The sequence below is a fragment of the Capnocytophaga periodontitidis genome, from assembly GCF_016126015.1.
Classification (GTDB): domain Bacteria; phylum Bacteroidota; class Bacteroidia; order Flavobacteriales; family Flavobacteriaceae; genus Capnocytophaga; species Capnocytophaga periodontitidis.
In genome coordinates this window covers 548,405-574,547 of record NZ_JAEFDB010000001.1, presented here as the reverse complement: position 1 = coordinate 574,547, position 26,143 = coordinate 548,405, and the positions used below count along the sequence as shown (strand labels likewise).

Below are 26,143 nucleotides of genomic sequence, written 5' to 3'. Positions count from 1 at the left end.
TGTAATTTTTAAAATTGAGGGCGCAAAGGTACGAATAATTTGTCAATTAGCAAATTTGTGAATTGGCATTTTTTTTAATTATTTAGTGTCCGCAGTTGCAATTAGCGCCTCCAGAACAGCCTTTCTTTTTGTTAAAAAACAGTTTTTTTACTAAGAAAAAAGCTGCTATTGCTACTAAAATATAGGCTATAATTTCTTGTGTTCCCATAGTGAATTTATTTTAAAAGTTCGAATGCTACATTTACTTGAGCTTCGATAGCTATTTTACCTACGGCTAAAGTATTATCATTTCCGGTACTTCCTAAACTCATTTTGCTCATTCTTTCAACGGGTTGTATATCGTTGAAATGAGAGTTTACTTCCTTGATTTGGATAGCTTTACCAATGTTTTGATCTAAGCTTACGGCATAGAGTAACGCTTTTTTACGGGCATCGTCGATAGCGGCGATACGTGCTTCTTGTAAGAGTTTTTCTTTGTTTTTTACTCCAAAGCTGATGCCGTCAATTCGGTTTACTCCTGCATCGAAAATAGTATTCATCAAGTTATCGTACTTGCTTATATCTTCTAATTTGATATTGATATTTTGCACGACACGATATTTGTTCAGTTTGTTATAATCGTCTTTATAAAGAGATACATAGCTGGTTTGGAAATTCTCCATAGGGAGTTCCTTACTCAAAAGTTGTAATACTTGAGCCACAGCTTCGCCGTTCTTTTGTCGGAGATTCTTCAAATCAAGCCCTTCTTTTTCGATACTGATAGAGATATTTACCATATCGGGGGTTGCATATACGATGCCTTCACCTGTAACTTCGACGGTAGGCGTTTGGTTTTGCGCTATTGCCATTGTTGATATTAGCGAAAATAATACAAAGTAGTGTTTCATATTTTTTGATGTTTATTTTAGATTTTTGAGAATCTCGGAGAGACTTGGAGAATCGGATGTCAATAAGTGTGCCAATTACTCGGGATATTCGATACGCACGTGGTAGATATTGGTGAGTTTGTTTTTAAATATGCGTTTGATAGCTTCGATTTCTTTGAAAGATATATCGGAATTAGCAAATTGATTGTCATCTAATTGTTTTTTGATGATGCGATCTACAAACTCGTTAAGAGCTTCAAAAGTAGGGTTTTTAAGACTTTTAGTAGCGGCCTCCACTGAATCAGCCATCATCAGTATAGCTGTTTCTTTGGAGAAAGGAATAGGACCTGGATAACGGAAATCTTCTTCCTTAGTACCTTCGGGATTTAGGTCTAAGGCTTTGCGATAGAAATAATAAGTAAGACTGCGTCCGTGATGGGTTTTGATGAAATCGATGATGCGTTTGGGCAGTTTATTTTTATGAGCGAGTTCGACACCATCGGCAACGTGTTTGATAATCACCTTAGCACTTTGTTCAGGAGTGAGCTGGTCGTGAGGGTTGAGGCTTGTTTTCTGGTTTTCAGTAAAATAAATAGGATTTTCCATCTTACCTATGTCGTGATATAATGCTCCTACGCGTACCAATAGCGTATTAGCGCCAATTTCGGCGGCAGCAGCTTCGGCAAGATTTGCCACCTGCATAGAGTGTTGGAAAGTACCAGGAGCTTTTTCGGAGAGTTGGCGTAAAAGTTTGGTGTTCGTGTCGGAAAGTTCCAAGAGAGAGACATCGGATACTAAGCCAAAAGTACGTTCATAGATATAGGTAAAAGGTTGTGAAAATAGGATTCCTATACCATTGAGAATGAAAAGAGTGAGCAAGGAAATGTCTAGTCCTTTGAGTGTTCCTTCGGTAATGGTATGGAAAGCGATATAAATAATTAAATAGGCAGCGGTGATGAGTCCCGCCGATACAAAACTGCTCAATCGGTAGTGCATTCCCTTAGGAGTGAGGATGATAGCCATAGCAGATACAATTTGTATGAACACAAACTGGAAGCTATTGGGCACAATGAAGCCTGTGATGAGTATGGTGCTGATATACACAAAGAGGACGGTGCGCAGATCGAAAAACGACTTGAGAATGAGCACCATCATTCCTACGGGGACAATATAGATATAATCGGGAAAATAGCGAGAGATGAGTCCAACGAAAAGAATCATCGTGAGCATATTGAGCAAGATAACACTCAATTTGACATTGCTTTTGTATATTTTCTTTTCGTATATTTTTAAGTATAACACCATTAGTATCAATACTATAGCAACTAATGTGTAATAGCCTGATAGCGACCAATTATAGTTATTTTGACTCCACGTTTGGGTTTCATATTCTTCTTTGAGAGATAAGAGAGTGTTTAGTTTTTCACCTTCGACTAATTCACCTTTGGCGATGATAAGTTTTCCTTTGTTCACCCATCCACGTGTATAGACAATCTCTTTGAGGTTTTGATTTAGGGCTTTTTGGGTAAAATTTTGGTCGATTACAAGGTTAGGGGTGAGGATATCAAAGAAAAGGTCGTAGTAGTTTTTGAGATGTTCGTTGTAAGGAGCGGTATTGAAATAGTTTTTAATGGCATTATTTAGCTGTTGAAGGTATAATACGCGAGAGGCAGAGACCTCAACAATTTGGTTGTTTTGCTTGATAATTGCGATTTCGGAAGTTTTGAACATAGGAGGGTTGAGCATTATCCCATTGTGATAGCTTTCAGTTAAAAATGTTTCGGCTTTGTGGAGTAAAAGCTCTTTTTTGTCTTTAGACAATTGATTGAAATAACTGTTCTTTTTCTGTTCAAACTTCTGCTTAGCACTTATAAAGGCAGTTGTATCTTGTTTGTAGTAAACGGTAGATTGATTGGTAATTTGTTGTTTTTCAGAGTTTATTTGTTGATCTGTTTTTTTTAGGGGGAAATCAAAAGGAGCATATAGATTATCGTGTTGCCAAAGTTCACCCTTGCGAAATTCGTATTTAAACTTCGCTTTTTCGGGGAATACTTGCAAGATAAGCACTAAGGCTATGGCAAAGGCTAAAATCTTGAAAACAAGGGATTTTTTAATAAATACTTTGATATTTTTGAGAGTCATCATCATTTACTTCTTTAAAGTAAGGGCAAAAGTACAAAATAATTAGGAATTACGAATGAAGGGAGAGAGATTTTTTAGGTGATAGGTAATAAAACAAGTAGTGTTCAAATATTTTTAGTTTTACATTATTCTCAATGATTTGTTCAATTAGTTAAGTATTCGTCAATAAGTGAAGTATGTATTTTCTTCGTTTATTGTTCGTTCTTTCTTCGTTTATTATTCGTTATTACAGTTATTGCGGAAAATTCAAGAAAAAGGCGATTTCGTTATGAATATGATAATTTAAGTAAAAGAGAGTAATAAATGGTAGTTTTGGAGACTAGTAGATCCATTTCCAATAGTAAGTTGCGATATAGTTCTTGGCATTTCAAAAAAAAGTTGTATTTTTGTCGCCTCAATAAAACTATATTCGGAAAAACTTTGTTACAGTATAAACGTCAACTCACTTTCATTATCAGCTTATTAGTGATAAGCTCCTGTCTTTGGTATGCGGAATCATTCGCCTTTAAGTCGGGTAGTTTTCACTATACAACTGCGTGGGCAGTGCGCGATACTATCAAAAAAGATACTGTAGAGCCTAAAAACGACCGCCGTGGGCGACGTATCAAGCCTAAGAAACCTTCGGAAAAAGCTAAAGATTCCCTTAAAAACGATACGATTAAAAAACCTAAGAATGCCTTAGAAGACATTGTAAAATACAAGGCTAAGGACAGTATTGTGTTTAACAAGGTGAAGAACGAAATCATCTTGTACAACGAAACTAATGTGCAATACACTGATATTGACATCAGTGCTGGAATAGACGTGATTAACTATGAGAAAGGCGAAGTGTATGCCGGACGCCTAAAAGACAGCCTGGGAGAATATACCCAACACCCTGTATTTAAGCAAGGTAGTGATGTAATAGAGCCCGATTCGATACGTTTTAATTACCGCAACCAGAAGGCGATTATCCGCAATGCTTATACCAAGCAGGACGAAAACAACATAAAAGGCGAAATCATCAAGAAGGAGAATGACTCTACTTACTTTATGAGAAACGCGATTATTACTACTGCCGAAGACCTCGACGACCCTGATTATTACATCAAAGTGCGCAAAGCGAAGTTCGTGCCTAAGAAGAAGGTTATCGCAGGGTTCAGCAATATGTATATCGTGGATATTCCTACGCCTTTGGCTATTCCGTTTGCTTATTATCCTATGGTATCGGGACGCACTTCGGGGCTTATCTTCCCTACCTTTGGAGAAGTGAATAACCGTGGCTATTTTTTGCAGAACATAGGTTATTACTTTGTAATTAGCGACAATTTTGACCTTTCGCTTACGGGTGACTATTATACCAATGGTAGCTATGGGCTTAGGGCACAATCGGCTTATGTGAAGCGCTACAAGTATTCAGGAAACTTCAATCTTTCATTTGAGAATAACATATACAGTATGAAGGGCTTACCTGACTATTCAGGCAGCCGTATGTACAATATCCAGTGGTCGCATTCCAAAGACGGTAAAGCCAACCCTAATTCTAACTTTTCGGCTTCGGTGAACCTATCGAGTAACAGTAGATATTACCAAGAATCCTACAATCAAGCGAACACGTCGAACTTTTTGAACAACACGATGATGTCGTCTATCTCGTACTCCAAGACGTTCCCAGCGTATCCTTCGATTAACTTATCGCTATCGGCATCGCATTCACAAAATACGAATACCAAAAGTATTGATATGACACTTCCTTCGATGCGTGCGAGTATGGAGCGTATTTATCCTTTTGCTCGTGAAGGACAAACGAAGAAAGGACTTATCAAGAGTTTGAATTTCCAGTACAGTATGCAAGCTGATAACCGTTTTTCGACCTATGACAGTTTGTTTTTTAGTAAAAAGATGTTCGATGAGGCGAAAAACGGGGTGCGACACTCTATACCAGTGAGTACAACTGCTAAGCTATTTAAATACGTTACCTTAGGGTTGAACTCATCAGTAAACGAGACGTGGCAATTTAAGACAATTCGCCGTAAGGACTTCAACAGCAATACGGGCAAGGTGGGCATTGACACCCTCAGTGGTTTTGACCGTTTTATGACGTACAACCTCGGGGCGAGTCTCGGTACGACTATCTACGGTACTTTCCGTTTTGGCAAGAACGCTAAAATACAAGCTATTCGCCACGTGATGCGACCCTCGGTGAGTTATGGTTATAATCCTTCTTTTGACCAGTATTACGATTATTACATTTCGGACGCTTATGGCAACCGCTCACAATACACCCGTTTTGAGGGGGGTATCTACGGTACGCCAAGTTTGGGTGAGTCGCAATCGATAGGGTTCTCATTGGCGAACACCTTTGAAGCCAAAGTGAAACAAAAAGATAGTACTGATGCTGAGCCGAAAAAGGTAATGCTCTTGAACAGTCTCAATTTCAGTTCTAACTACAACGTGATTACCAAGCAGTTTAGTCCGCTGAACATTACGGGGGGTACTTCGTTCTTCAACGGGAAGCTCGGGGTGAATTTTGGGGCGACACTCAACCCTTATGCAATAGACAACAACGGACGACAAATGGAGAAATGGAATATAGACAACGGCGGTAGTCCTTTTAGGCTTACTAACGCCAATATTTCTACTAATTATTCATTCTCGAACAAAGATAAAAAAGACAAGAATAAAGACAAACAGACGGGTAACGTAGCGGGAGGACGTACTGATGACCTCTTTGGGTCGTCGAAACCACTAAGCGAAGTGCAGGATATGGATAAGAACCGCAAAGAAGGCGAGGATAAAGATGAGAAGAAGACCTTTTACAAGGCAGTTATCCCTTGGGACATAACCTTAGCACACTCGCTTACTTATAGCAATCAGGCACGCGAAAATAAGATATCCAACAACTCGCTAATGTTCTCAGGGAACGTATCGCTCACGCCCAAATGGCAGGTAGGAGTTTCGAGCGGTTATGACTTTGTAAACCAAGGATTCACCTATACCCAATTACGTTTTGAGCGCGATTTGAGCAGTTTCCGTATGAGTTTTCAGTTTACTCCGTTCGGTTATCGCAGTTCGTGGTATTTCTTTATCGGCATCAAAGCCTCAATGCTTTCAGACCTAAAATGGGAGAAGAACAAAGAGCCGGATAGGGTCTTAAGGTAAAAGGTAAGAGGTAAAAGGTAACAAGGAAAATTATGAAAGAAAAGATACAACAACTTCGGGAGGAACTCAATGAGCACAATTATAACTACTATGTGCTGGACAATCCTACGATTTCGGATTATGAGTTCGACCAAAAGCTCAAAGAACTACAAGCCTTAGAGCAAGCATACCCAGAGTTTTACGATGAGAATTCGCCTACTGTACGCGTGGGAGGTTCTGTTACTAAAAGTTTTCCAACCGTAGTACACGAATACCGTATGTACTCGTTAGATAACTCTTATTCTAAGGAAGACTTAGAGGAATGGGAACAACGTATTATTAAGACGTTGGGCAGTGACCAAATTAACTTTACTTGCGAACTGAAATACGACGGTGCTTCTATAGATTTGTTGTACGAAAACGGCAAGCTCAAACAAGCTACTACTCGTGGCGATGGTATTCAAGGTGACGATATTACCGCCAATGTGCGTACGATTCGTTCAGTACCCTTGCAACTAAAAGGCGATTACCCTGAACGTTTTTACATTCGCGGGGAGATAGTAATGCCTAAAAAAGCCTTTGAAAACCTCAATAAGGAACGTATAGCAGCTGGCGAAGACCCTTTTATGAACCCTCGTAACACCGCCAGCGGTAGTCTCAAATTGCAAGATACAGCCGAGGTTGCTAAACGAGGTTTAGATTGCCTGTTGTACTTTTTGGTAGGGAACACAGGTATAAAGAGTCAGTTTGAGAGTTTAGAAAAAGCGCGCGAATGGGGCTTTAAAGTACCTAATATTTCCAAATTGTGCTATTCTACTGCCGAAGTGATGGACTTTATCAACGAATGGGATACCAAACGTCACACTTTGCCTTATGAAACTGATGGAGTAGTGGTAAAAGTAGATAGTATTGCCCAGCAAGAAGAGTTGGGGTATACTTCAAAATCGCCTCGTTGGGCAATGGCTTACAAGTTCAAAGCAGAACAAGTAGACACTGTTTTAGAGAGTATTTCCTACCAAGTGGGACGTACGGGAGCTATTACTCCGGTGGCAAATCTCAAACCCGTGTTATTAGCGGGAACCGTAGTAAAACGGGCTTCATTGCATAATGCTGACCAGATTGAAAAGCTCGATATTCGCATAGGCGACTCGGTATATGTAGAAAAAGGCGGGGAGATTATCCCTAAAATTGTAGGCGTGAACTTAGATAAGCGCGAGGCAGATGCTCAACCCGTGCAATATATCACCCATTGTCCTGAATGTGGTACTGAATTGGTTCGCAACGAAGGCGAAGCGCAACACTACTGTCCTAATGCTTATGGCTGTCCGCCCCAGATTACAGGTAAGATTCAGCATTTTATCTCACGCAAAGCAATGGATATAGAAGGCTTAGGTGAAGAGACAATAGAACAACTCTTCTGTGCCGGTATTATCCATACTTATGCTGACCTCTACGAGGTAACCGTAGAGAAATTGCTCCCCTTAGAGCGTATGGCACAAAAGAGTGCTGAGAATATTGTTAAAGGTATTCAGAAATCAAAAGAAATACCTTTTGAACGCGTGCTTTTTGCTTTGGGGATTAGGTATGTAGGTGAGACTGTTGCCAAGAAGCTGGCACGCCACTACAAAAATATTGAAACACTCGAAAATGCTACAATAGAACAATTAGTAGAAGTAGACGAGATAGGCAACCAAATAGCTACCAGTGTAGTAAATTTCTTTGCAGACGACTATAATCGTAAACTTATTGATAGACTCAAAGACTATGGATTGCAATTTGCTCTTTCAGAGGAATCTACTGAAGGACAAACAGATACCCTTAAAGGACTTACTTTTGTAGTTTCTGGAGTCTTTCACTTATATTCTCGAGATGAACTCAAAGCCCTCATTGAACAACACGGGGGTAAAGTAGGGTCATCTATCTCATCAAAAACTAATTACGTGATAGTAGGCGATAATATGGGGCCTAGCAAAAAAGAGAAAGCTGAACAATTAGGAGTGAAAATGATTAGTGAAGAAGAATTTCAATCGTTAATAATCAGTTAAATATCTGTTCAATTTTGGTGTATTAAGGTAAAAATCTTACCTTTGCCGCCTATTTAAATGAAAATGTAAGAATTGATGAAATTTGTCCATTATATCTTCTTATGGGTACTATGTACATTACCAATGTTGGGACTATCTCAAAAAACACCTGTATTTAAAGTAGTTTTAGATGCTGGACACGGAGGTAAAGACCCTGGCAAGGTAGTAAATAAAAACATTTACGAAAAAGATGTAGTACTTAAAATAGTATTATTAGTAGGCAAAAAGTTAGAAGCCTATCCTGATATAAAGGTTATCTACACACGTAAAACCGATGAGTTGATTGATCTTTATGAGCGTGGTGCTATTGCCAATAGAAATAAAGCTGATGTATTTGTTTCTGTACATTGTAATGCTCACGAAACTCAAGTAGATGGAGCAGAAACCTATGTATTAGGGCTACACGCCAATGAGCAAAACTTTGAGGTTGCTAAAGCCGAAAACTCAGTAATTTATTTAGAAGAAGATTACAAAAAGAAATACGCCAAATACAACATCAACTCTCCAGAATCAGTGATAGGAGTTTCTATTATGCAAGAGGAATTTTTAGAACAGAGTATTCAGCTGGCTAAAATAGTACAAAATCAACTTACAGGAGTAATGAAACGCACTAATCGTGGGGTTCGCCAAGCAGGTTTTATCGTCTTACATCAAACCTATATGCCTAGTATCCTAATAGAAACTGCTTTTTTGACTAATAATGAAGAACGCAAGTTTCTCACTTCGGCTAAAGGACAAGAAGAGTTCGCTGAAAATATAGCAGAAGCGATTCTTACTTATAAAAAATGGGTACAAGGAAAAAGTTCGTATGTAGCTCCTGATGATAGTATTTCTCAAGCGAGAGGAAGAGGGCGTAGCTCTAAACAAACTGATGTTTCTAATAATAGAACAAACAACAATGAGTTGAGTTATAAAATACAGATATCTTCAAGTCCTAAGAAATTAGAAACTAAACCTTTTAACTTCAAAGGACTCTCTCCTATATCTGCAGAAAAAGATGGAAATGTATATGTGTATTATTATGGGAATGCTTTTAAACACCGAGAAGCCCTTGAACTACTGAACAAAGCAAAAAAAAAAGGCTATAAAGATGCCTATATCGTAGCATTTTATCAAAAAAAACGTATTACAGTAGAAAAAGCTAAACAATTAGAAAAATAAACCTTATTCAAAATAGAAACAAATGAAATTATCCAGAGAAATAAAAACAGCAATTATAGTAGTAGCGGGTATTGTCGCTTTCTATGTAGGCTTCAACTTTTTGAAGTCTAAGTCATTATTTAATAAAACGAATACTTATTACGCTTATTTTCCTCATTCAGGTGGATTGAAAACTGGTACACAAATCACTGTGAATGGAGTGAAAGTGGGAAGCGTAGAAGCGGTAGACTTAGAAGAAAAAAGTGCTAAGATAAAAATTACTATGGAGTGTTCAGATGATTTCAAATTCTCTAAAAATAGTGTAGCTGAACTCTACAATAGTTTACTTGGAGGAGCAGGATTACAAATTATTCCTGCTTTTGATAACGCACCCGCAGCTGTATCAGGTGATGTATTAGAAGCACGTGTACAAGAAGATATGTTAGCTTCTCTCTCATCGTCAATCAAACCTACACAAGATAAACTCAATCACCTTTTAGGGCAAGCTGATACTACCCTTACAGGAGTTAATAGTATTTTAGATGCTAAAACTACTAACGATTTGAAAAATGCAATAACTGAACTCAGTGCAACTATGCGCAATCTCAATCAAGCCTCAGCTACCCTCAACAAAATGTTAGTTGCTAATCAAACTAATTTGAATACTACTTTAACCAATGCTAATAAAATCACTACCGATTTATCAAAAGTATCAGGACAGCTTTCAGAAGCTGAACTCAACAAAGTAATCACTAATGCTCAAACTACACTTACTAATCTCAACACTCTTTTAGCTGATGTAGAAGGAGGTAAAGGCACTATTGGTAAACTACTAAAAGATGAGGCTCTCTATAAAGATTTGGATAAATCGGCTAAACAACTTGAACTACTATTACAAGATTTGCGTTTGAATCCTAAACGTTATCTTCACTTCTCTGTTTTTGGTAAAAAAGCTAAAGTATACGAACCTAACGACGAAGAAAAAGCTGAATAAACATATTGATGAGCTTCCTTCCTAACATAGTATTTTTAATACTTCTCTGTATAGGAGGAGGCTTTTTTATTTATAATATACGCAAACTTATTAGGAATATCCGTTTAGGAAAAGCTGAAGATACCTCTGGTAATCACAAAGAGCGACTCAAAAATATGTTATGGCTTGCCTTAGGACAACAAAAAATGTTAGTACGTCCCATAGTAGGAATACTACATATTGTTGTATATGCAGGTTTTTTGATTATCAATATTGAGTTGTTAGAAATTCTCATAGACGGTATTTTGGGTACTCATAGAGTATTTGCTCCTTTAGGAAAATTTTATAATTTTCTGATAGCTTCTTTTGAGATATTAGCTCTTTTAGTAATTGTTTCAGTAACTGTGTTTTGGGTAAGAAGACATATCCTAAAAATACCTCGATTTCACAAAACAGAACTCAAAGGTTGGGCTAAAAAAGATGCAAGTAATATCCTCTATGCCGAAATAGTGATGATGAGCCTTTTCTTGCTGATGAATGCTGCCGATGCCCAATTACAAGCACTGCAAGTACCTCATTATATACAAGCAGGAACTTTCCCCATAAGTCAATGGCTACAGCCTTTATTACAAAATGTTTCTGTAGGAACTCTTATTATCATAGAACGCAGTTGTTGGTGGTTACATATCATTGGAATATTATGTTTTCTAAACTATCTCTACTATTCTAAACATCTACACATATTATTAGCTTTTCCTAATACTTATTTCGCTTCTATACGTCCGTTAGGCACTTCTAAGGTAAACCCTATGGTAACACAAGAGGTGAAATTAATGTTAGATTCTAATACTAATTCTTTTGCAACGCCTCAAGATACTAACCCTTCAGATAAGTTTGGAGCTTCGGACATAACTGATCTTACGTGGATACAACTGATGAATGCTTATACTTGTACCGAGTGTGGGCGTTGTACTGATGAGTGTCCAGCGAATCTCACAGGTAAAAAACTTTCTCCTCGCGCTATTATGATGAAAACTCGTGACCGATTAGAAGAAATAGGTCGCAATATCGACAAGCATGGCACTTTTCAACCTGACGGCAAACAATTGTTAGGTGATTATATTACTCCTGAAGAATTATGGGCTTGCACTACTTGTAATGCTTGCGTAGAAGTCTGTCCTGTAGGAATTAACCCACTATCTATTATTATGGATATGAGACAATATTTAGTAATGGAACAATCAGCAGCTCCTGCCGAACTCAATGTAATGATGAGTAATATAGAAAATAATGGAGCGCCTTGGGCATATAGTCAAGCAGATCGTGCTATAGTTTTTGATGAATAAAAGTGTGCTTATATTTCTGTTATCTAAATAATTTTACTACCTTTGCAGGAATTTTTTAAAGTAAAACACACAACTTTCAGTATTTATATCAATGGAAAATCCAGTATTACATTTAAAAGAAGTGTCTGTATATCAGAAAAATAATCTTATTTTATCCAATGTGAATCTCACTGTTGGAAAAGGAGAATTAGTATATCTCATCGGTAAGACAGGCTCAGGAAAAAGTAGCTTAATCAAGTTACTTTATGGTGATTTACCTCTTACTAAAGGACAAGGAAAAGTAGTAGGTTTTAATCTTAAAAATCTTACAGAAGATGAAATTCCTCTGCTTCGTCGTAAGTTAGGGGTAGTATTCCAAGATTTTAAATTACTTACAGATAGAAGTGTATATGATAATCTCGCTTTTGTTCTAAAAGCTACAGGGTGGACAGACAAAACTAAAATAGATAAACGTATTGAGGAAGTACTCGCCAAGGTAAAAATGCAGAATGCAGGATTTAAATTTCCTCACGAACTTTCAGGAGGTGAACAACAAAGGGTAGCTATTGCACGTGCGTTATTGAACAACCCAGAACTAATTTTAGCCGATGAGCCTACAGGTAATTTAGACCCTGAAACCAGCGTTGAAGTAATGCAAGTACTCAAGGAAATTAATGCCTCAGGGCGCACTATACTAATGGCAACTCACGACTATGCTCTTATTCTTAAATTTCCATCTAAAACATTAAAATGTGATGGTGAACGTATTTTTGAAGTAGTACAAAGAAGAGTAAAAAGCGAAGAATAAAAAATAAATAAAAATATAGTATATTTAAATAGACAGATAATAATGGCAATAAAAATATTAGCAAATGATGGAATTTCCGATTCAGGAAAAGAAGCGTTAGAAAAAGAAGGTTTTGAAGTTATCACTACCAAGGTAGCTCAAAACCAATTGATAGACTATATAAACAAACACGCAATTGATGTGCTCTTAGTGCGTTCAGCCACACAAGTGCGAAAAGATATCATCGATAGCTGTCCGTCACTCAAACTCATCGGTAGAGGAGGCGTAGGAATGGACAATATAGATGTGGCACACGCCAAAAGCAAAAACCTACACGTGATTAATACCCCAGCCTCTTCGGCTAATTCGGTAGCCGAGCTCGTTTTTGCTCACCTTTTTAGTGGCGTACGCTTTCTACACGATGCCAACCGCAATATGCCTTTGGAAGGCGACACTCAGTTTAACGAACTCAAAAAAAACTATAACAATGGCGCCGAATTGCGCGGTAAAACCATAGGTATTATAGGGTTCGGACGTAGCGGACAAGCGGTAGCTCGCATTGCTATTGGTTTAGGTATGAATGTAATGGCTTACGACCCCAAAGTAACTGAGGCAGTAATAACCCTCGACTTTTTCGACGGACAAACCTTGCCTTTCACCATCAAAACCGTAGAAAAAGAACTCCTTCTGGCAAAAGCTGATTTTATCACTCTCAACAACAGCCCAGCAGAAGGAGGTTATATACTCGATGCAAAAGAGTTTGCCTTGATGAAAGATGGTGTAGGAGTCATCAATTTAGCACGTGGAGGTGCTTTAAATGAAGTAGCCCTTATAGAAGCCTTAGATAGTGGCAAAGTAGCTTTTGCAGGTTTAGATGTATTCGAAAACGAACCTAACCCCGCTATACAAGTGTTAATGCACCCTCAGGTATCGCTTACCCCACACATAGGGGCAGCTACTAACGAAGCTCAGAACCGCATAGGCTTTGAGTTAGCCTCACAAATTATAACCTTATTAAAATAATTATTATATGGCAGGAATGTTAGATTTTTTAGGAGGTGATAACCTTCAACAACTCGTAAAAGGATTGAGCGAGAAAACAGGTATCGGCAGTGATAAAGTAAGCTCGGTAATGGATTCACTCAAATCGATGCTCGGCAATGCCGAAGGTAGTGAGATTTTAAACAAACTCACAGGCGATGGACAATCGTCTACCTTAAAAGCTATCAGTGAGAAAACAGGTGTTTCATTGGATAATGTAAGCAAAATTTTCCAAAACTTAACCCCAATGATATCCAACTTTTTCTCAGGCAAAGGAGGTAACATCAGTGAAATGATGAACTCTTTCTTCGACAAAAACAAAGACGGAAATGTAATGGATGATATTATGGGAGGTATTGGCAACCTCTTTGGCGGTAATAAATAATTACCTTATAACCGTATTTTTAACATTACTTTGGCAAAGTTTTTGTACTTTGCCAAAGTAATTTTTATTTCAATGAATACTGACGAATACTTTATGCAAAAGGCTTTGGAGGAAGCTCAAATCGCTTTTGAAGAAGACGAAATCCCTGTAGGAGCTATTATAACAATTGACAATAGAATTATAGCCAAAGCCCATAATCTTACTGAACGCCTCAACGATGTAACAGCGCACGCCGAAATGCAGGCTATAACTATGGCTGCTCACTATCTGGGGGGTAAATATCTCACAGATTGTACTATGTATATTACTTTAGAGCCTTGTGCAATGTGTGCAGGTGCTCTGTATTGGAGCCAGTTATCGCGATTAGTTTATGCTGCTGATGACCCTCATAGAGGTTTCAAAGCAATAGGAGGTAAATTACATCCTAAAACAGAGGTTGTTACGGGTGTTTTATCTGAAGAAGCTACTACTTTATTAAAGCAATTTTTTCAGCAAAAAAGGAAATGAGAAAAACCTTTACTCTTATAGCACTCTTTCTCTTGGGAATGAATTATCTTCTTTCTCAAGAAATAGATACTTTAAGGGTAAAAGACTCTGTACTGGGAGGCATTTCACCTGAAAGAGAAGCTAAAAACAGAGTATTTTATGAGAGAATCAAAAATTTCTTTAGCAAATATAAGCTCACTAAAAATCTCAATAACTTTATTATAATTGAGGAAAAGACATCGGAAGGTACAAGCACCTCTACCGTTACTCCTAAAAAAGCCCCTTCTTATCAAGGGAAAATCATTAGAAATATCGTTATTACTACCTTAGACCCTTTTGGGTTTGACGAAAGAGATTTAAACAAAGTACCAAACACTCGTTTGGAGCGTTTTGGCAATGCACTTCACGTGAAAACCCGCGAAAGTACGGTACGCAAGTTTCTCCTGTTTAAAAAAGACAAGCCCTTAGATACCCTTTTGCTGAGTGAAACCGAGCGCGTATTGCGCAATCAGCGGTATATCCGTAGGGCACAAGTGCGTGCTATCCCTGTGAGTCAAACCTCCGATTCAGTAGATGTGCAAGTGAATGTGCTCGATAGCTGGTCTATATACGTCGACGGGGACTTGGCAGGCAGTAGAGGCTGGACACGACTTACCGAGCAAAATCTCTTTGGGATAGGACACGAACTCTCGCTCACCTATCAACAATACTTTTCAGGAATCGGAAACAATGGCAAAGGTTTTAACTATGTGGTGAGAAACATCAAAAACACTTACATCAATGTGCGAACCAGTTATTATTCTGATTACGAGAACTATTTTTCAAAGAGCATACAGGTAGAGCGACCGCTGTATTCACCTTTGGCACGCTGGTCGGGGCGCTTAGGGTACTACGAATACCGATATGAAGACGAAGGTATTAGTTATCGCGACTCTATCTATATTCCTATCCTAATGACACGCACCTTCGATGCTTTTGGTAGTTGGGTAAAGCCCCTCAGAAAAGTAGAAAACAAGCGCATCAATAACTTTATCATAGCTGGGCGTTTTCGCAATATTAATTATTACGAGAAACCTTCTCCCGAGATAGACCCCGAGCAATATTACGGCAACGAGAACCTATATCTCACCCAATTCAGCCTCAATAGTACAGGTTTTATAAAAGACCGCTATATATTTCGCAACGGCGATATCGAAGACGTAGGAATAGGACGCTCTTTGTTTCTCACCTCAGGGATACTGCGAAAGAACTACGCTACTTTGCCCTATCTCGGTATAGGCTTTGCTGAGGCAAACTATACAAAGCGTGGTTATCATTCTATAAACTTTGAGGTAGGCACTTTCTTCAAGGACGGCACGAACAAAGAAACTGTGCTAAAAGGTGAAGGCACCTATTTCAGTAAATTGTTCGACATAGGCGATTGGCATTTTCGTCAGTTCTTGCGCTCCTCATTTGTAGTAGGTTTTAACCGAAATGTATACCAGCGAGACAGGATCAACTTAAACGAATCTAATGGTATCTTAGGCTTCAGTAGTCGTGAAGTATACGGCACACGCAAACTTATTCTCACCTCACAAACGCAAGTATATGCTCCTTTTCAGCTGATAGGTTTTAGGTTTAGCCCGTTTCTCTCAGCCGATATAGGTTTTATAGGCAGGGAAAATACTGCCTTTCTAAAAACAGAAGTATACTCTAAGGTTTCCATAGGTTTCTATATCTCCAACGACTATTTTCCCTTTGGAGCTATACAATTCTCCTTTGGGTATTATCCTAATATCCCAGGTACAGGTAACAATATCTTCAAATTTACAGGCGTTACCAACGACGATTTTAGATTGCATAGTTTTTCTCAACGCTTGCCTAATATCGTATCGTTTAGATAACAAATGCTTTACAATAAGAAATATTAAAGTAAACATTTGCACAATTCATTTATTTACCATACTTTTGTATCATTATAAAAGCAAATTATGTTACAAAATAATTACCAAGAAGAAACCTTTGCTGAGGAAGATGTGATGGAGCTTATAGGTGATGAATGTCATCTCATTTTATACAATGATGATGTTAATACTTTCGACCACGTTATTGATACCTTAGTAGAGGTTTGCCATCACACTTTTGAGCAAGCCGAGCAATGTGCTATTATAGTGCATTTCAAGGGAAAATGCGATGTAAAATCAGGAAGTTATGAATATCTAGAACCTCTTTGCACCGCGCTTCTTGATGCTGGACTCTCTGCTCAAATAGAAAATTAATAATTACCATTTTTAAAATTATTCACTTTTAACTATTCACTAAAATCGTGGAACTAAAACTATCAAAACCTATTTGTTTTTTTGACCTTGAAACTACGGGCATTGATATTACCAAAGACCGTATCGTTGAAATATCTATTTTAAAAGTCTACCCCAATGGCAATAAAGAAAGTAAAACGTGGCTCGTAAATCCTACTATTCCTATCCCAAAAGCTGCCTCAGATGTGCACGGCATTACCGATGAACGCGTTGCGGGGGAACCTACTTTTAAAGAGCTTGCCAAGCAAATCCATAATATGATAAAAGATTCCGACCTTGCTGGCTACAATTCCGACCGATTTGATATTCCTTTGCTTGCCGAAGAAATGCTGCGTGCTGAAGTAGATTTTGATTTGGGGAACCGTGTATCGGTAGATGTACAAACTATTTTTCACAAAATGGAACAGCGCACTCTCTCGGCAGCCTATAAATTCTATTGTGGTAAAGACCTTATTGATGCACATACAGCTTCGGCAGATACCAATGCCACTTATGAAATCCTCAAAGCCCAGCTCGACCGTTATGACAGCTTAGAGAACAACATCAAAAAGCTCAGCGAGTTTACTTATCGCAAACAAATAGCCGACTTTGCTGGTTTTATTGGTTATAATGAAAAAGGCGAAGAAATCTTTACCTTTGGGAAACACAAAGGCAAACGCGTAGAAGATATTTTTGATGAAGAACCAGGATATTTTGGTTGGCTTCTCGGTGCCGACTTCCCGTTGTATACCAAAAAAATTCTTACGGCTATTAAGCTCCGCAAATTATCGGCTACTATTAAATAAAAAATAGCTCTAAAACTTCAGTAAAGTTCCAAATTTTGCTAAAGTTAGAATTTTCTACATTCATTCTTATTTATGGAAACAAACACCGACTTAGAAGAAGAAAACAAAGCCATTGCCCGCGAGTATAAAGAACTCTTGCGTATTAGCTATCAAACCTTGAGTGATGAAGATAAAAAACTCATTCGCTTAGCGTTTGACACCGCTGTTGATGCACACAAAAACCAACGCCGAAAAAGTGGGGAGCCTTATATTTTTCACCCTATTGCCGTAGCTAAAATTGTTGCTTCACAAATAGGATTAGACGCTATAGCCATTGCGTCGGCTTTGTTACACGATGTAGTAGAAGATACCGACTATACAATTGAAGATATGGAACGGCTTTTTGGTAAAACTGTAGCTCATATTGTGGAAGGACTTACCAAAATTTCGAGTATGAGCCGTGAAAATGACATCTCTTTACAAGCCGAGAACTTCCGAAAGCTTCTTCTTACAATGAATGACGATGTGCGCGTGATTCTCATAAAAATTGCTGACAGACTCCACAATATGCAAACGATGGATTCGATGGCAGAATACAAACAAGCCAAAATAGCTTCGGAAACACTCTATATTTATGCACCTATTGCTCACCGCATTGGCTTGTATAACATCAAAACAGAATTAGAAGACCTCGCCCTTAAATACACTGACCCCGAGCGATACAATAGTATCCTAAACAAAATGGAGGAATCCAAAGAAGAACAACAAGAATACATTGAGGCGTTTACTAAAATCGTAGAAACCTCTTTAACGCAACAAAAAATTGATTATTACATCAAAGGGCGACCCAAATCAATCTATTCTATTTATAGGAAAATGGAATCGCAAGGTGTGAGTTTTGAAGAAGTTTACGATAAATTTGCAATTCGCATCATCTATAAAAGTGAACCAGCTGAAGAAAAGTTTTTGGCTTGGAAAATATACTCTATTGTTACCGACCACTTCCGTCCTAATCCCACCCGATTGCGTGATTGGATTTCCTCACCTAAATCTACAGGTTATGAAGCCTTACATATTACTGTAATGGGGCCAAAAGGCAAATGGGTGGAGGTGCAAATACGCAGCGAACGTATGCACGAAATCGCTGAAAAAGGTTATGCAGCCCATTTTAAGTATAAACACGGCGACCAAAAAGAAGAAGGCATCGAAATGTGGCTTAATAGGTTGCAAGAAGTCTTTGAAAACAGCGAGGCAAATGCTGTAGACTTTGTAGAAGATTTCAAACTCAACTTGTATTCTAAAGAGATTTTCGTCTTTACCCCTAATGGTGAGATAAAATCTCTCCCGAAAGGTGCCACACCACTTGATTTTGCTTTTTCAATACATACAGGAGTGGGTTTAAAAACACGTGGAGCCAAAGTAAACAATAAATTAGTGCCCTTAAACTATGTATTAAAGAGCGGTGAAACAGTAGAAATTATCACTGCCGAAAATGCAAAACCCACTAAGAACTGGCTAAACTATGCTACCACTGCTAAAGCACGTAGTAAGATAAAAAATGCTTTAAAAGAAGAAACAAAAGCTGTTGCTGCTGAAGGAAAAGAGATTTTAGTTCGAAAATTAAAGCAATTGAAGGTTACTCTTAATGAAGAAGTAATGAACGAGCTAGTGAGTTACTTCAAAACAAAGACGAGTTTAGATATTTACTATCAAGCAGGAACGGGAGAAATCAGCAACCAAATGCTGAAAGAGTTTGTATCTCATCGCACGTCTTTCTTTGGATTATTCAAAAATAAAGTAGTTAAAAAACCTACCGACGAATCTATTTATTCGCCCAACGTTCATTATGATAGCATTGTATTTGGCAAAGAAGAAGAATCGTTAGATTATACTTTTTCAAAATGTTGCAATCCTATCCCTGGTGATCCTATTTTTGGGTTCGTTACTATCAACGAAGGGGTAAAGGTACACAAAAAAACTTGTCCGAATGCCATTTCGATGCAATCGAATTACGCTTATCGTATCATTCAAGCTAAATGGGTAAAATCTGATGAAAGAGATTTCAAAGTGAGTCTTAGAATTAGTGGTATTGACCGCGATGGACTCATTAGCGATATCTCAAAAGTGATTTTGGATAGCAAATTTGTAAAGCTCACCAACATTAATATTGATACTGAAGGTAATGTATTCAGCGGAAAAGTCTCTATTTCAATCAACAACAATGCTACTTTAAAAAAACTGATGCAAGATATTAAGAACATTAAAGGAGTAGATAAAATAAACAGACTATAATATGCGTAAATTAGCGAATAATGAACTCAATAGATTGGATATTGAGCAATTTAAGAAGGCTGAAAAAACACCTTTAATAGTAATTTTGGATAATGTGAGAAGTTTGAACAATATAGGTTCTGTTTTTCGCACTTGTGATGCTTTTTTAATTGAAAAGATATACCTCTGTGGGATTACCGCCACTCCTCCAAACAAAGAGATTCATAAAACAGCTTTGGGTGCGACTGATAGTGTGGCATGGGAATATGTAGAAAATACACTTTCGGCAGTAGAAAAGCTAAAAGAGCAAGGAGTTTATATTATTAGTATTGAGCAAGCTGAAAATTCTACAATGCTGAATGATTTTCAGCCTAACGGAAAACAAAAATATGCTATTATCTTTGGCAACGAGGTAAAAGGAGTGGAACAAGAAGTGGTTTCAGCTTCTGATGAGGTGATAGAAATCCCACAGTATGGCACTAAACATTCTCTAAATATTTCTGTAAGTGCAGGAATTGCTATTTGGGAATTGGCAATGAAGCTCAGGAAGCATACAATGTTGTAAAAATAAAATTAGAAATGATAAACAAAGAGCCTGATAACAATATGTTATCAGGCTTTTTGTTTGTAGAGCGGGAGACGAGGTTCGAACTCGCGACATTCAGCTTGGAAGGCTGACGCTCTACCAACTGAGCTACTCCCGCAATTATAGTGATATAGATATATTTTCCGATTGCAAATATACGGGCATTTGCTATTATATTCCAAATTTTTTAAGACTTTTTTTATTATGTTTTCCGTAAATATAAAAGTAAATGCTTATAAATCAATATTTTTTCTCATTTTTTTCTTCTGATAAAAATAAAGAGAAACAAATGAAAATAAATACCCAGCACTTATGGATAATAATAGCAAAGCTCCGCGTAAAGGGTGAGTCCAACAACCTATAAAACTTTCATCAATAGCATAAATCAACAATATAATATAAGGAATCTAAAAAAAGATTCGTTTTTTTAAAAATAAAAAACTACTGATAAGCAGACATAAAGGTAAAGCATAAAATAATATAAGACCTACTATAAAACCCCATCCCCAAGCTTTGTTTGTATCAGCTTTTAACCAATCAATATAAGCCTTTTCTCCAAGTATATAAACTAAGAATGCTATACAAAGTTGCAAATATAACAAATGACAATAGTATAATTACTTTGCATAAAGTTTTAAAGTGCATATTCTTACTAATATTTATTTTTGTAAGTAGTTAAACTTGCTAAAAGTAGTGAAACAAGTTCTTTGTGACTGATTTTCATTATGGAACTTGCAATACTGATAGGAGTTCCATACATTTTCTGACTCCATTGCATCATCTTTTTTACAAAAAAGTTCTTTTCATTAGCAATAAGAGTTTCAGGATTTCTCACTTGTATCAAAATACTCTTGTTCCCTTTGATTTCTAATTCTTGAAAGCCTATTATTTCTTCCCAAGGAATAAGATAATACTTTTGTATTCTTATGTGTAGGGCTTTTTCATCTATGGCAAGTACCCATTGATTGTTTTGCAAGTTTTTTATAATAAAAAATAGAGCTATTAAAGCAAAAATCACAACGATAATACTTATAACTTCTATAAAAACAATGCTCCTTTTGCCATCATTAGATAATTCATTAGCATTCAGGAAACAAAATATCCCTACGGCTAAGAAAATAATGACTAAGAATAGTAAAAAGACGTTTTTCTTTTTACTAGTAAAGATTTCTTTTCGCTCCATTGTTTTATTTTAAATCTGTAAGTCTCTCTATACCTTTGTGATACTCTGTTATAATCTCATTGATAACTTCTTGTACACTTTGTACTTTAGTGATGAGTGAAGCAGCTTGTCCTATTTCAAGCTCACCTTGTTCCATATCTCCTTCAAACATTCCTTGTTTGGTACGACGATTACCCACTAAGGCTTTTAGGTTCTCAATAGTAGCTTTTTGGGTATTGTATAGCTCTTTCACTTGTTTATAAAAACCATTCTTTAGTAATCTCACAGGGGCTAATTCTTTCAGTGTAAGTTCTGTATCTCCTTCCCCAGCTGCTACAACCTTCTCTTTAAATGCGGGGTGTACAGACGCTTCAGTAGTAGCTACAAATCTACTACCTATTTGCACACCATCAGCTCCCAATGCTATTGCAGCTAGCATACCACTACCTGTAGCGATACCTCCTGCTGCAATAAGTGGGACTTCTAATACTCTACGCACCGCAGGAATGAGTACCATTGTGCTGGTTTCCTCTCGTCCATTGTGGCCACCTGCTTCAAAACCTTCTGCTACTACTGCATTAACACCTGCTGCTTGTGCTTTGAGGGCAAACTTACTACTGCTTACCACGTGAGCTACTTTTATACCTTCTTTTTGTAATAAAGAAGTATAAGTAGCTGGATTTCCTGCTGAAGTAAATACAATTTTTACTCCCTCACGTAAAATCACTTCAATAGCCTTGTCCATTTCGGGGTACATAATTGGTATATTTACTCCAAAAGGTTTATCGGTAGCCGCTTTGCATTTGCGTATGTGTTCTACAAGAGTTTCGGGATGCATAGAGCCTGCACCCAATAGTCCCAAACCGCCTGCATTGCTCACTGCTGAGGCTAATCGCCATCCGCTTGCCCATATCATTCCTCCCTGAATGATAGGATATTGAATATTAAAAAGTTCTGTAATACGTGTTTTCATTGTCTATGATTTAAAATTATTATTATCATCAAGTTCCTAAAAAGGATTATAACTAACTTCAAAATACTTTACTATTATACTCTTAACTTCCTTACTCTTTCCACTGGTATATAGGATATTTTGATTTCTTTATATCTATACTATCAATAAGCATACTAAAAAGACTATTATCGTGTTGCAAATTCCAAATAAACATCTTCTTTTTATCCTTTTCTATTACGGTATTTCTATACCATTCAAGAGTTAGTGTATTCCACTTAATAAGTTGATTCTCTTCAAAATCTACATAAGAACTCTCTTTACTTGATGTAAAATATATCTTGGTATCGTCTTGTTCAATACTATCTATATTGATAAGATAGTAATCCATACTCAATTTATCTATTATATAGTCTTTGTAGATTGTTAAGGAAGATAGAGTATCTATTTCAATCCGTTGTTCATTAGAAACTAAGATTCTATAAAAAACTTTTATTGGAATCTTTTCTAAAACACTATCATTATTATTTACTGCTATTTCCTTAATACTATCCTGTTCGTGGTTTATTGTGTTATACTTTACATTAGATGATTGTCTACAAGCGGTAAAAAGCAATAAAAATGATATATAAAAATATTTTGCGGTCATTGTATTCTAACGTTTATTTAAATTTTCCTTATGCGGGTAATAACGATTACCAAACTTATCAAATACATTATCAACTTCCTCTGTAATATCCGATACTACATACCATTGTTCCCATACATCACCCAAAAAATTATGTTCTCCCGTTATAATCCACGCTATCTCTCCTTCTACCCCAAATCGCGGACTAAGTTGTATATGGCTAAGAACTTCTTCACCTACTAATTTAGGAAAGTATTGCTCTTGATAAGCCTTTACTATTTTTAGTAGTTTTCCTTTGTTGAGGTGTATCCTTCTACCTTTCGAGAAAAGTTGCTTGTTATACGAATCTTGTTTAAATCTTTGTGAAAAGTAAAGTATATATCGCAAGCATTCCATCTCGTATTGAAGTTCCTCATCTGCAAACCCCTCTGAGGTATGTATATCCTTGCCATCCATCTGCATCTTTGCATCTATCACATCAATCACTGCTTGCCAAATAATGCTTTCAAAACCTCTTTCCTTTGTGATACAATACTGTAACAATACCTCTAAATTCTTTACCAATTCATAAATAGCTTTTTCCTCAAAGTCAGTCTCGTCCAAAATCGCCTTATCAATACCTTGCAAAGCCTCATAATATTGTTGTACCTTTTCTTTGTCCCACAAACTATTCTCATCTATTACCTGCCATAAATAATCCAAAATATCCCTTAAGCACTCTACTTCTTCTGTATTAAAAAAGATAGTTAATATATCACTACTCCTCTCCCACAGTCTTTCTACTATCCAGCACCCCCAAAAAAGTAAATTATACTCCGGAATGTTCACCGCTTCTTTTTTGATTAGTTTTGTATAACTTTCAAAATCCTTGATAGAAATCTCAACCTGCCATACTTCAGCACGTATATTCTCAACAACCATCCCTAAGAAATCTTTCTGCTCAGGGAAAAATGCTCTTATCTTCATTAGATAGTAAGCAAAATTATAGTATACTTCCCTATAAGAAGGAGCTTCAAATACATTCTGCTGATGAGAAATATCAATCCTCTCTACCATATCAAAAAATAAAGTAGGGTGCTCTTTGATTTCCTTTTCCCAAAAATTCATAAGGCACTTTATATAATGGCACTCTTTCTCTATATCTAAAAAAGTACCCTCCTTACTAAACGCTTCATATAATCCAACCAGTCCTTCCATAAAATTCTAAAAAAGGGTCGCCTTTTTAATAGACAACCCTTTTTAATTTATATTCTAATTTACTAATCTAATCAGGCTTTTGAGGTAAGTGATTTAAAAAATACGAATCCAAAACCTAAAGTAAGCATACAGTGGAAAGGAAACATACCAAAGTCATTGAGACGAACAGCACTATATAATCCAAAAGCAAAGTACAACATTAGCAAAAACTCTACTATCATATTAGGTGATAGTTTAGTGTTGATATATTTATTGTTTTTCCAGCTATCACTTAGCGAACTAATGTTGAACTTAGGGGTACGTACAAACTCGCTGCGTTTGCCACTATGTCCTTCAAGTACAGCAATAGTATTGTGGAAAGAAAATCCTAAAGCCACTGAGAAGAATGTAAAGAATAGCTTTACATAGTTCAAAAAGTCATCAAAAGTCTTCCCTTGCAAGTTCTTATAAGTAAACCAATAGCAGATAAACAAAATAATAGTACTTGTTATAAAGAAACTAGTGAAGTGGAATATCCATCCTAAATGACCGTATTGATTTTTGAGGTATAACATTGGGATACTGAAAATGGCAGTGATAAACACCCATAAAAACATTGAACTATTCAAGAGGTGCATTACTCCGTGGAATTTAGTTTTCCATCCAATATTTTTAGCAGCGAGTAAACGACCTACACTTTTGCGGAAGTTTTCAGCTCCTCCTTTGTTCCAACGGAATTGTTGTGAGCGCGCTGCCGAAATAACTACAGGAAGTTCTGCAGGAGTTTCTACATCTTCCAAATATTTAAACTTCCAATTTTTTAACTGAGCGCGATAGCTAAGGTCAAGATCTTCTGTTAGAGTATCGCCTTCCCAGTTACCTGCATCATATATGCACGTTTTGCGCCAAATACCTGCAGTACCATTGAAATTGATAAAATAGCCTTTAGAGTTACGCCCTACTTGTTCAAGAGTGAAGTGAACATCAAGAGCTAGGGCTTGTATTTTAGTAAGGATAGAGTAATTACGATTAATGTGTCCCCAACGGGTCTGTACTACCCCTATTTCAGGGTCTTTGAAGTAAATAACAGTACGTTTAAGCCAGTCAGGTTGTGGTAAAAAGTCAGCATCGAAGATAGCTATAAAATCACCTTTAGCAATAGCTAAACCTTCTTTTAGAGCTCCTGCTTTGAAACCTTGACGATTTTCACGTCGTATATGCTGAATATCTAAGCCTGTAGCTTGCAAATTTTTGATAATTTCAGCTGTTTCAGCTACTGATTCGTCAGTAGAATCGTCAAGTACTTGTATTTCAAGTTTAGTACGTGGATACTCTAGTTTTGCAATATTTTCAAGTAAACGAGGTACTACATACTTTTCATTGTAAAGTGGTAGTTGGATGGTTACATAAGGTATCTCTTTGGGGTCTAGGAGGTTAAACTTAGGAGACTCATCATTTTGTTTGCGGTGTTTTAAATAGTTCAGTAGCAAACTAAGCATTGAAAGACTATATAAAAAAATGCCTATCAAAGCTGTACAATAGATAATAATAATTGTGTAATTAATAAATGTTGCCATAAATTATTGTTTTATGTTCTTTTATTTTGCAAAAGTACGTGTTTTTTTGAATACGCCAAGAAAAAAAAGAATTATTTTTTAGAAAACATTTTTAATTAACTGATTTTTAAAGTGTAAAAAAATAACCACTCTTGTAAATCAGGCTATTATCTATTTCAAAACAGAACCTCATTTTTCTTTGTATATTCTGCAGAAATAGCCATTTAACTTCCATCCAATTTGCCAAAATATTTTAGCTTATTACTAATAGACAATTATCAATTACATATTGAATATCAAAAACTTAAAAAAAATAGAAAAAAAACATCAACTTTTTTTATTGCTATCTCAAAAAAACTTTGTATCTTAGCCCGCTAATTGTAATAAAAACCTTACTTTTAT

Annotated in this window: 22 protein-coding genes and 1 tRNA gene; 14 read left to right on the top strand and 9 right to left on the bottom strand. The window is 36.8% G+C overall.

What is annotated here, in order from left to right; translation table 11 throughout:
* Positions 1-82: 82 nt before the first annotated feature.
* The 3 genes from I7X29_RS02880 to I7X29_RS02870 form a co-directional block, all read right to left on the bottom strand.
* Complete coding sequence (locus I7X29_RS02880) at positions 83-208, bottom strand: FeoB-associated Cys-rich membrane protein (protein ID WP_009413135.1); 126 nt, start codon at positions 206-208, stop codon at positions 83-85.
* 7 nt (positions 209-215) lie between these two features.
* Positions 216-887 (bottom strand): SIMPL domain-containing protein, encoded by a 672-nt coding sequence (locus I7X29_RS02875; RefSeq protein ID WP_034555528.1) that lies wholly within the window; start codon positions 885-887, stop codon positions 216-218.
* Between the two features lie 75 nt (positions 888-962).
* Entirely contained in the window at positions 963-3,011 is a 2,049-nt protein-coding gene (locus I7X29_RS02870) for an HD family phosphohydrolase (RefSeq protein ID WP_198472754.1), read from the bottom strand.
* A gap of 462 nt (positions 3,012-3,473) precedes the next feature.
* Here I7X29_RS02870 and I7X29_RS02865 point away from each other — a divergent pair, with 462 nt between their 5' ends.
* The 14 genes from I7X29_RS02865 to I7X29_RS02800 all read left to right on the top strand — a co-directional run bounded on the left by I7X29_RS02865 (position 3,474) and on the right by I7X29_RS02800 (position 20,246).
* Entirely contained in the window at positions 3,474-6,149 is a 2,676-nt protein-coding gene (locus tag I7X29_RS02865; RefSeq protein WP_198472946.1) for a putative LPS assembly protein LptD, read from the top strand.
* Positions 6,150-6,181: 32 nt separating this feature from the next.
* Entirely contained in the window at positions 6,182-8,173 is a 1,992-nt protein-coding gene (ligA, locus tag I7X29_RS02860) for an NAD-dependent DNA ligase LigA (protein ID WP_198472753.1), read from the top strand.
* A 75-nt stretch (positions 8,174-8,248) separates the two neighbouring features.
* Entirely contained in the window at positions 8,249-9,373 is a 1,125-nt protein-coding gene (locus I7X29_RS02855) for an N-acetylmuramoyl-L-alanine amidase family protein (RefSeq protein WP_198472752.1), read from the top strand.
* A gap of 22 nt (positions 9,374-9,395) precedes the next feature.
* On the top strand, positions 9,396-10,346 hold the full coding sequence (locus tag I7X29_RS02850) for an MlaD family protein (RefSeq protein WP_198472751.1): 951 nt from the start codon (positions 9,396-9,398) through the stop codon (positions 10,344-10,346).
* An 8-nt stretch (positions 10,347-10,354) separates the two neighbouring features.
* Complete coding sequence (locus I7X29_RS02845) at positions 10,355-11,671, top strand: (Fe-S)-binding protein (protein WP_198472750.1); 1,317 nt, start codon at positions 10,355-10,357, stop codon at positions 11,669-11,671.
* Between the two features lie 91 nt (positions 11,672-11,762).
* Complete coding sequence (locus I7X29_RS02840; protein WP_009413127.1) at positions 11,763-12,458, top strand: cell division ATP-binding protein FtsE; 696 nt, start codon at positions 11,763-11,765, stop codon at positions 12,456-12,458.
* Between the two features lie 42 nt (positions 12,459-12,500).
* The gene (locus tag I7X29_RS02835; protein ID WP_048745340.1) at positions 12,501-13,460 is read left to right on the top strand and encodes a D-2-hydroxyacid dehydrogenase; all 960 of its coding nucleotides are present in this window, start codon (positions 12,501-12,503) and stop codon (positions 13,458-13,460) included.
* A gap of 7 nt (positions 13,461-13,467) precedes the next feature.
* Positions 13,468-13,863: a DUF937 domain-containing protein gene (locus I7X29_RS02830; protein WP_009418400.1), complete on the top strand. Its 396-nt coding sequence runs from the start codon at positions 13,468-13,470 to the stop codon at positions 13,861-13,863.
* A gap of 72 nt (positions 13,864-13,935) precedes the next feature.
* Complete coding sequence (locus I7X29_RS02825; protein WP_198472749.1) at positions 13,936-14,370, top strand: nucleoside deaminase; 435 nt, start codon at positions 13,936-13,938, stop codon at positions 14,368-14,370.
* On the top strand, positions 14,367-16,232 hold the full coding sequence (locus I7X29_RS02820; RefSeq protein ID WP_198472748.1) for a BamA/TamA family outer membrane protein: 1,866 nt from the start codon (positions 14,367-14,369) through the stop codon (positions 16,230-16,232). The genes I7X29_RS02825 and I7X29_RS02820 overlap by 4 nt, the downstream gene beginning before the upstream one ends.
* An 87-nt stretch (positions 16,233-16,319) precedes the next feature.
* Positions 16,320-16,607 carry an ATP-dependent Clp protease adaptor ClpS gene (locus I7X29_RS02815; RefSeq protein WP_095900478.1) on the top strand — a complete coding sequence of 96 codons (288 nt, stop codon included), beginning with the start codon at positions 16,320-16,322 and terminating at the stop codon, positions 16,605-16,607.
* 47 nt (positions 16,608-16,654) lie between these two features.
* Complete coding sequence (locus I7X29_RS02810; RefSeq protein ID WP_178958952.1) at positions 16,655-17,431, top strand: 3'-5' exonuclease; 777 nt, start codon at positions 16,655-16,657, stop codon at positions 17,429-17,431.
* 72 nt (positions 17,432-17,503) lie between these two features.
* Complete coding sequence (locus I7X29_RS02805; RefSeq protein WP_198472747.1) at positions 17,504-19,702, top strand: RelA/SpoT family protein; 2,199 nt, start codon at positions 17,504-17,506, stop codon at positions 19,700-19,702.
* Between the two features lies 1 nt (position 19,703).
* The gene (locus I7X29_RS02800; RefSeq protein WP_198472746.1) at positions 19,704-20,246 is read left to right on the top strand and encodes an RNA methyltransferase; all 543 of its coding nucleotides are present in this window, start codon (positions 19,704-19,706) and stop codon (positions 20,244-20,246) included.
* Between the two features lie 66 nt (positions 20,247-20,312).
* On the opposite strand, the gene I7X29_RS02795 is transcribed toward I7X29_RS02800, so the two are convergent.
* The 6 genes from I7X29_RS02795 to I7X29_RS02770 all read right to left on the bottom strand — a co-directional run bounded on the left by I7X29_RS02795 (position 20,313) and on the right by I7X29_RS02770 (position 25,762).
* Positions 20,313-20,385 (bottom strand) — tRNA-Gly (locus I7X29_RS02795).
* 534 nt (positions 20,386-20,919) lie between these two features.
* The gene (locus tag I7X29_RS02790) at positions 20,920-21,450 is read right to left on the bottom strand and encodes an STM3941 family protein (protein WP_198465990.1); all 531 of its coding nucleotides are present in this window, start codon (positions 21,448-21,450) and stop codon (positions 20,920-20,922) included.
* A gap of 4 nt (positions 21,451-21,454) precedes the next feature.
* Positions 21,455-22,402 (bottom strand): NAD(P)H-dependent flavin oxidoreductase, encoded by a 948-nt coding sequence (locus I7X29_RS02785; RefSeq protein ID WP_198472745.1) that lies wholly within the window; start codon positions 22,400-22,402, stop codon positions 21,455-21,457.
* 91 nt (positions 22,403-22,493) lie between these two features.
* Entirely contained in the window at positions 22,494-22,772 is a 279-nt protein-coding gene (locus tag I7X29_RS15300) for a hypothetical protein (RefSeq protein WP_198465988.1), read from the bottom strand.
* Between the two features lie 264 nt (positions 22,773-23,036).
* Positions 23,037-24,206, bottom strand: coding sequence for a hypothetical protein (locus I7X29_RS02775; protein WP_198472743.1), 1,170 nt, complete (start codon positions 24,204-24,206; stop codon positions 23,037-23,039).
* Positions 24,207-24,277: 71 nt separating this feature from the next.
* On the bottom strand, positions 24,278-25,762 hold the full coding sequence (locus tag I7X29_RS02770) for a cellulose synthase family protein (RefSeq protein ID WP_002678183.1): 1,485 nt from the start codon (positions 25,760-25,762) through the stop codon (positions 24,278-24,280).
* Positions 25,763-26,143 lie beyond the last annotated feature (381 nt).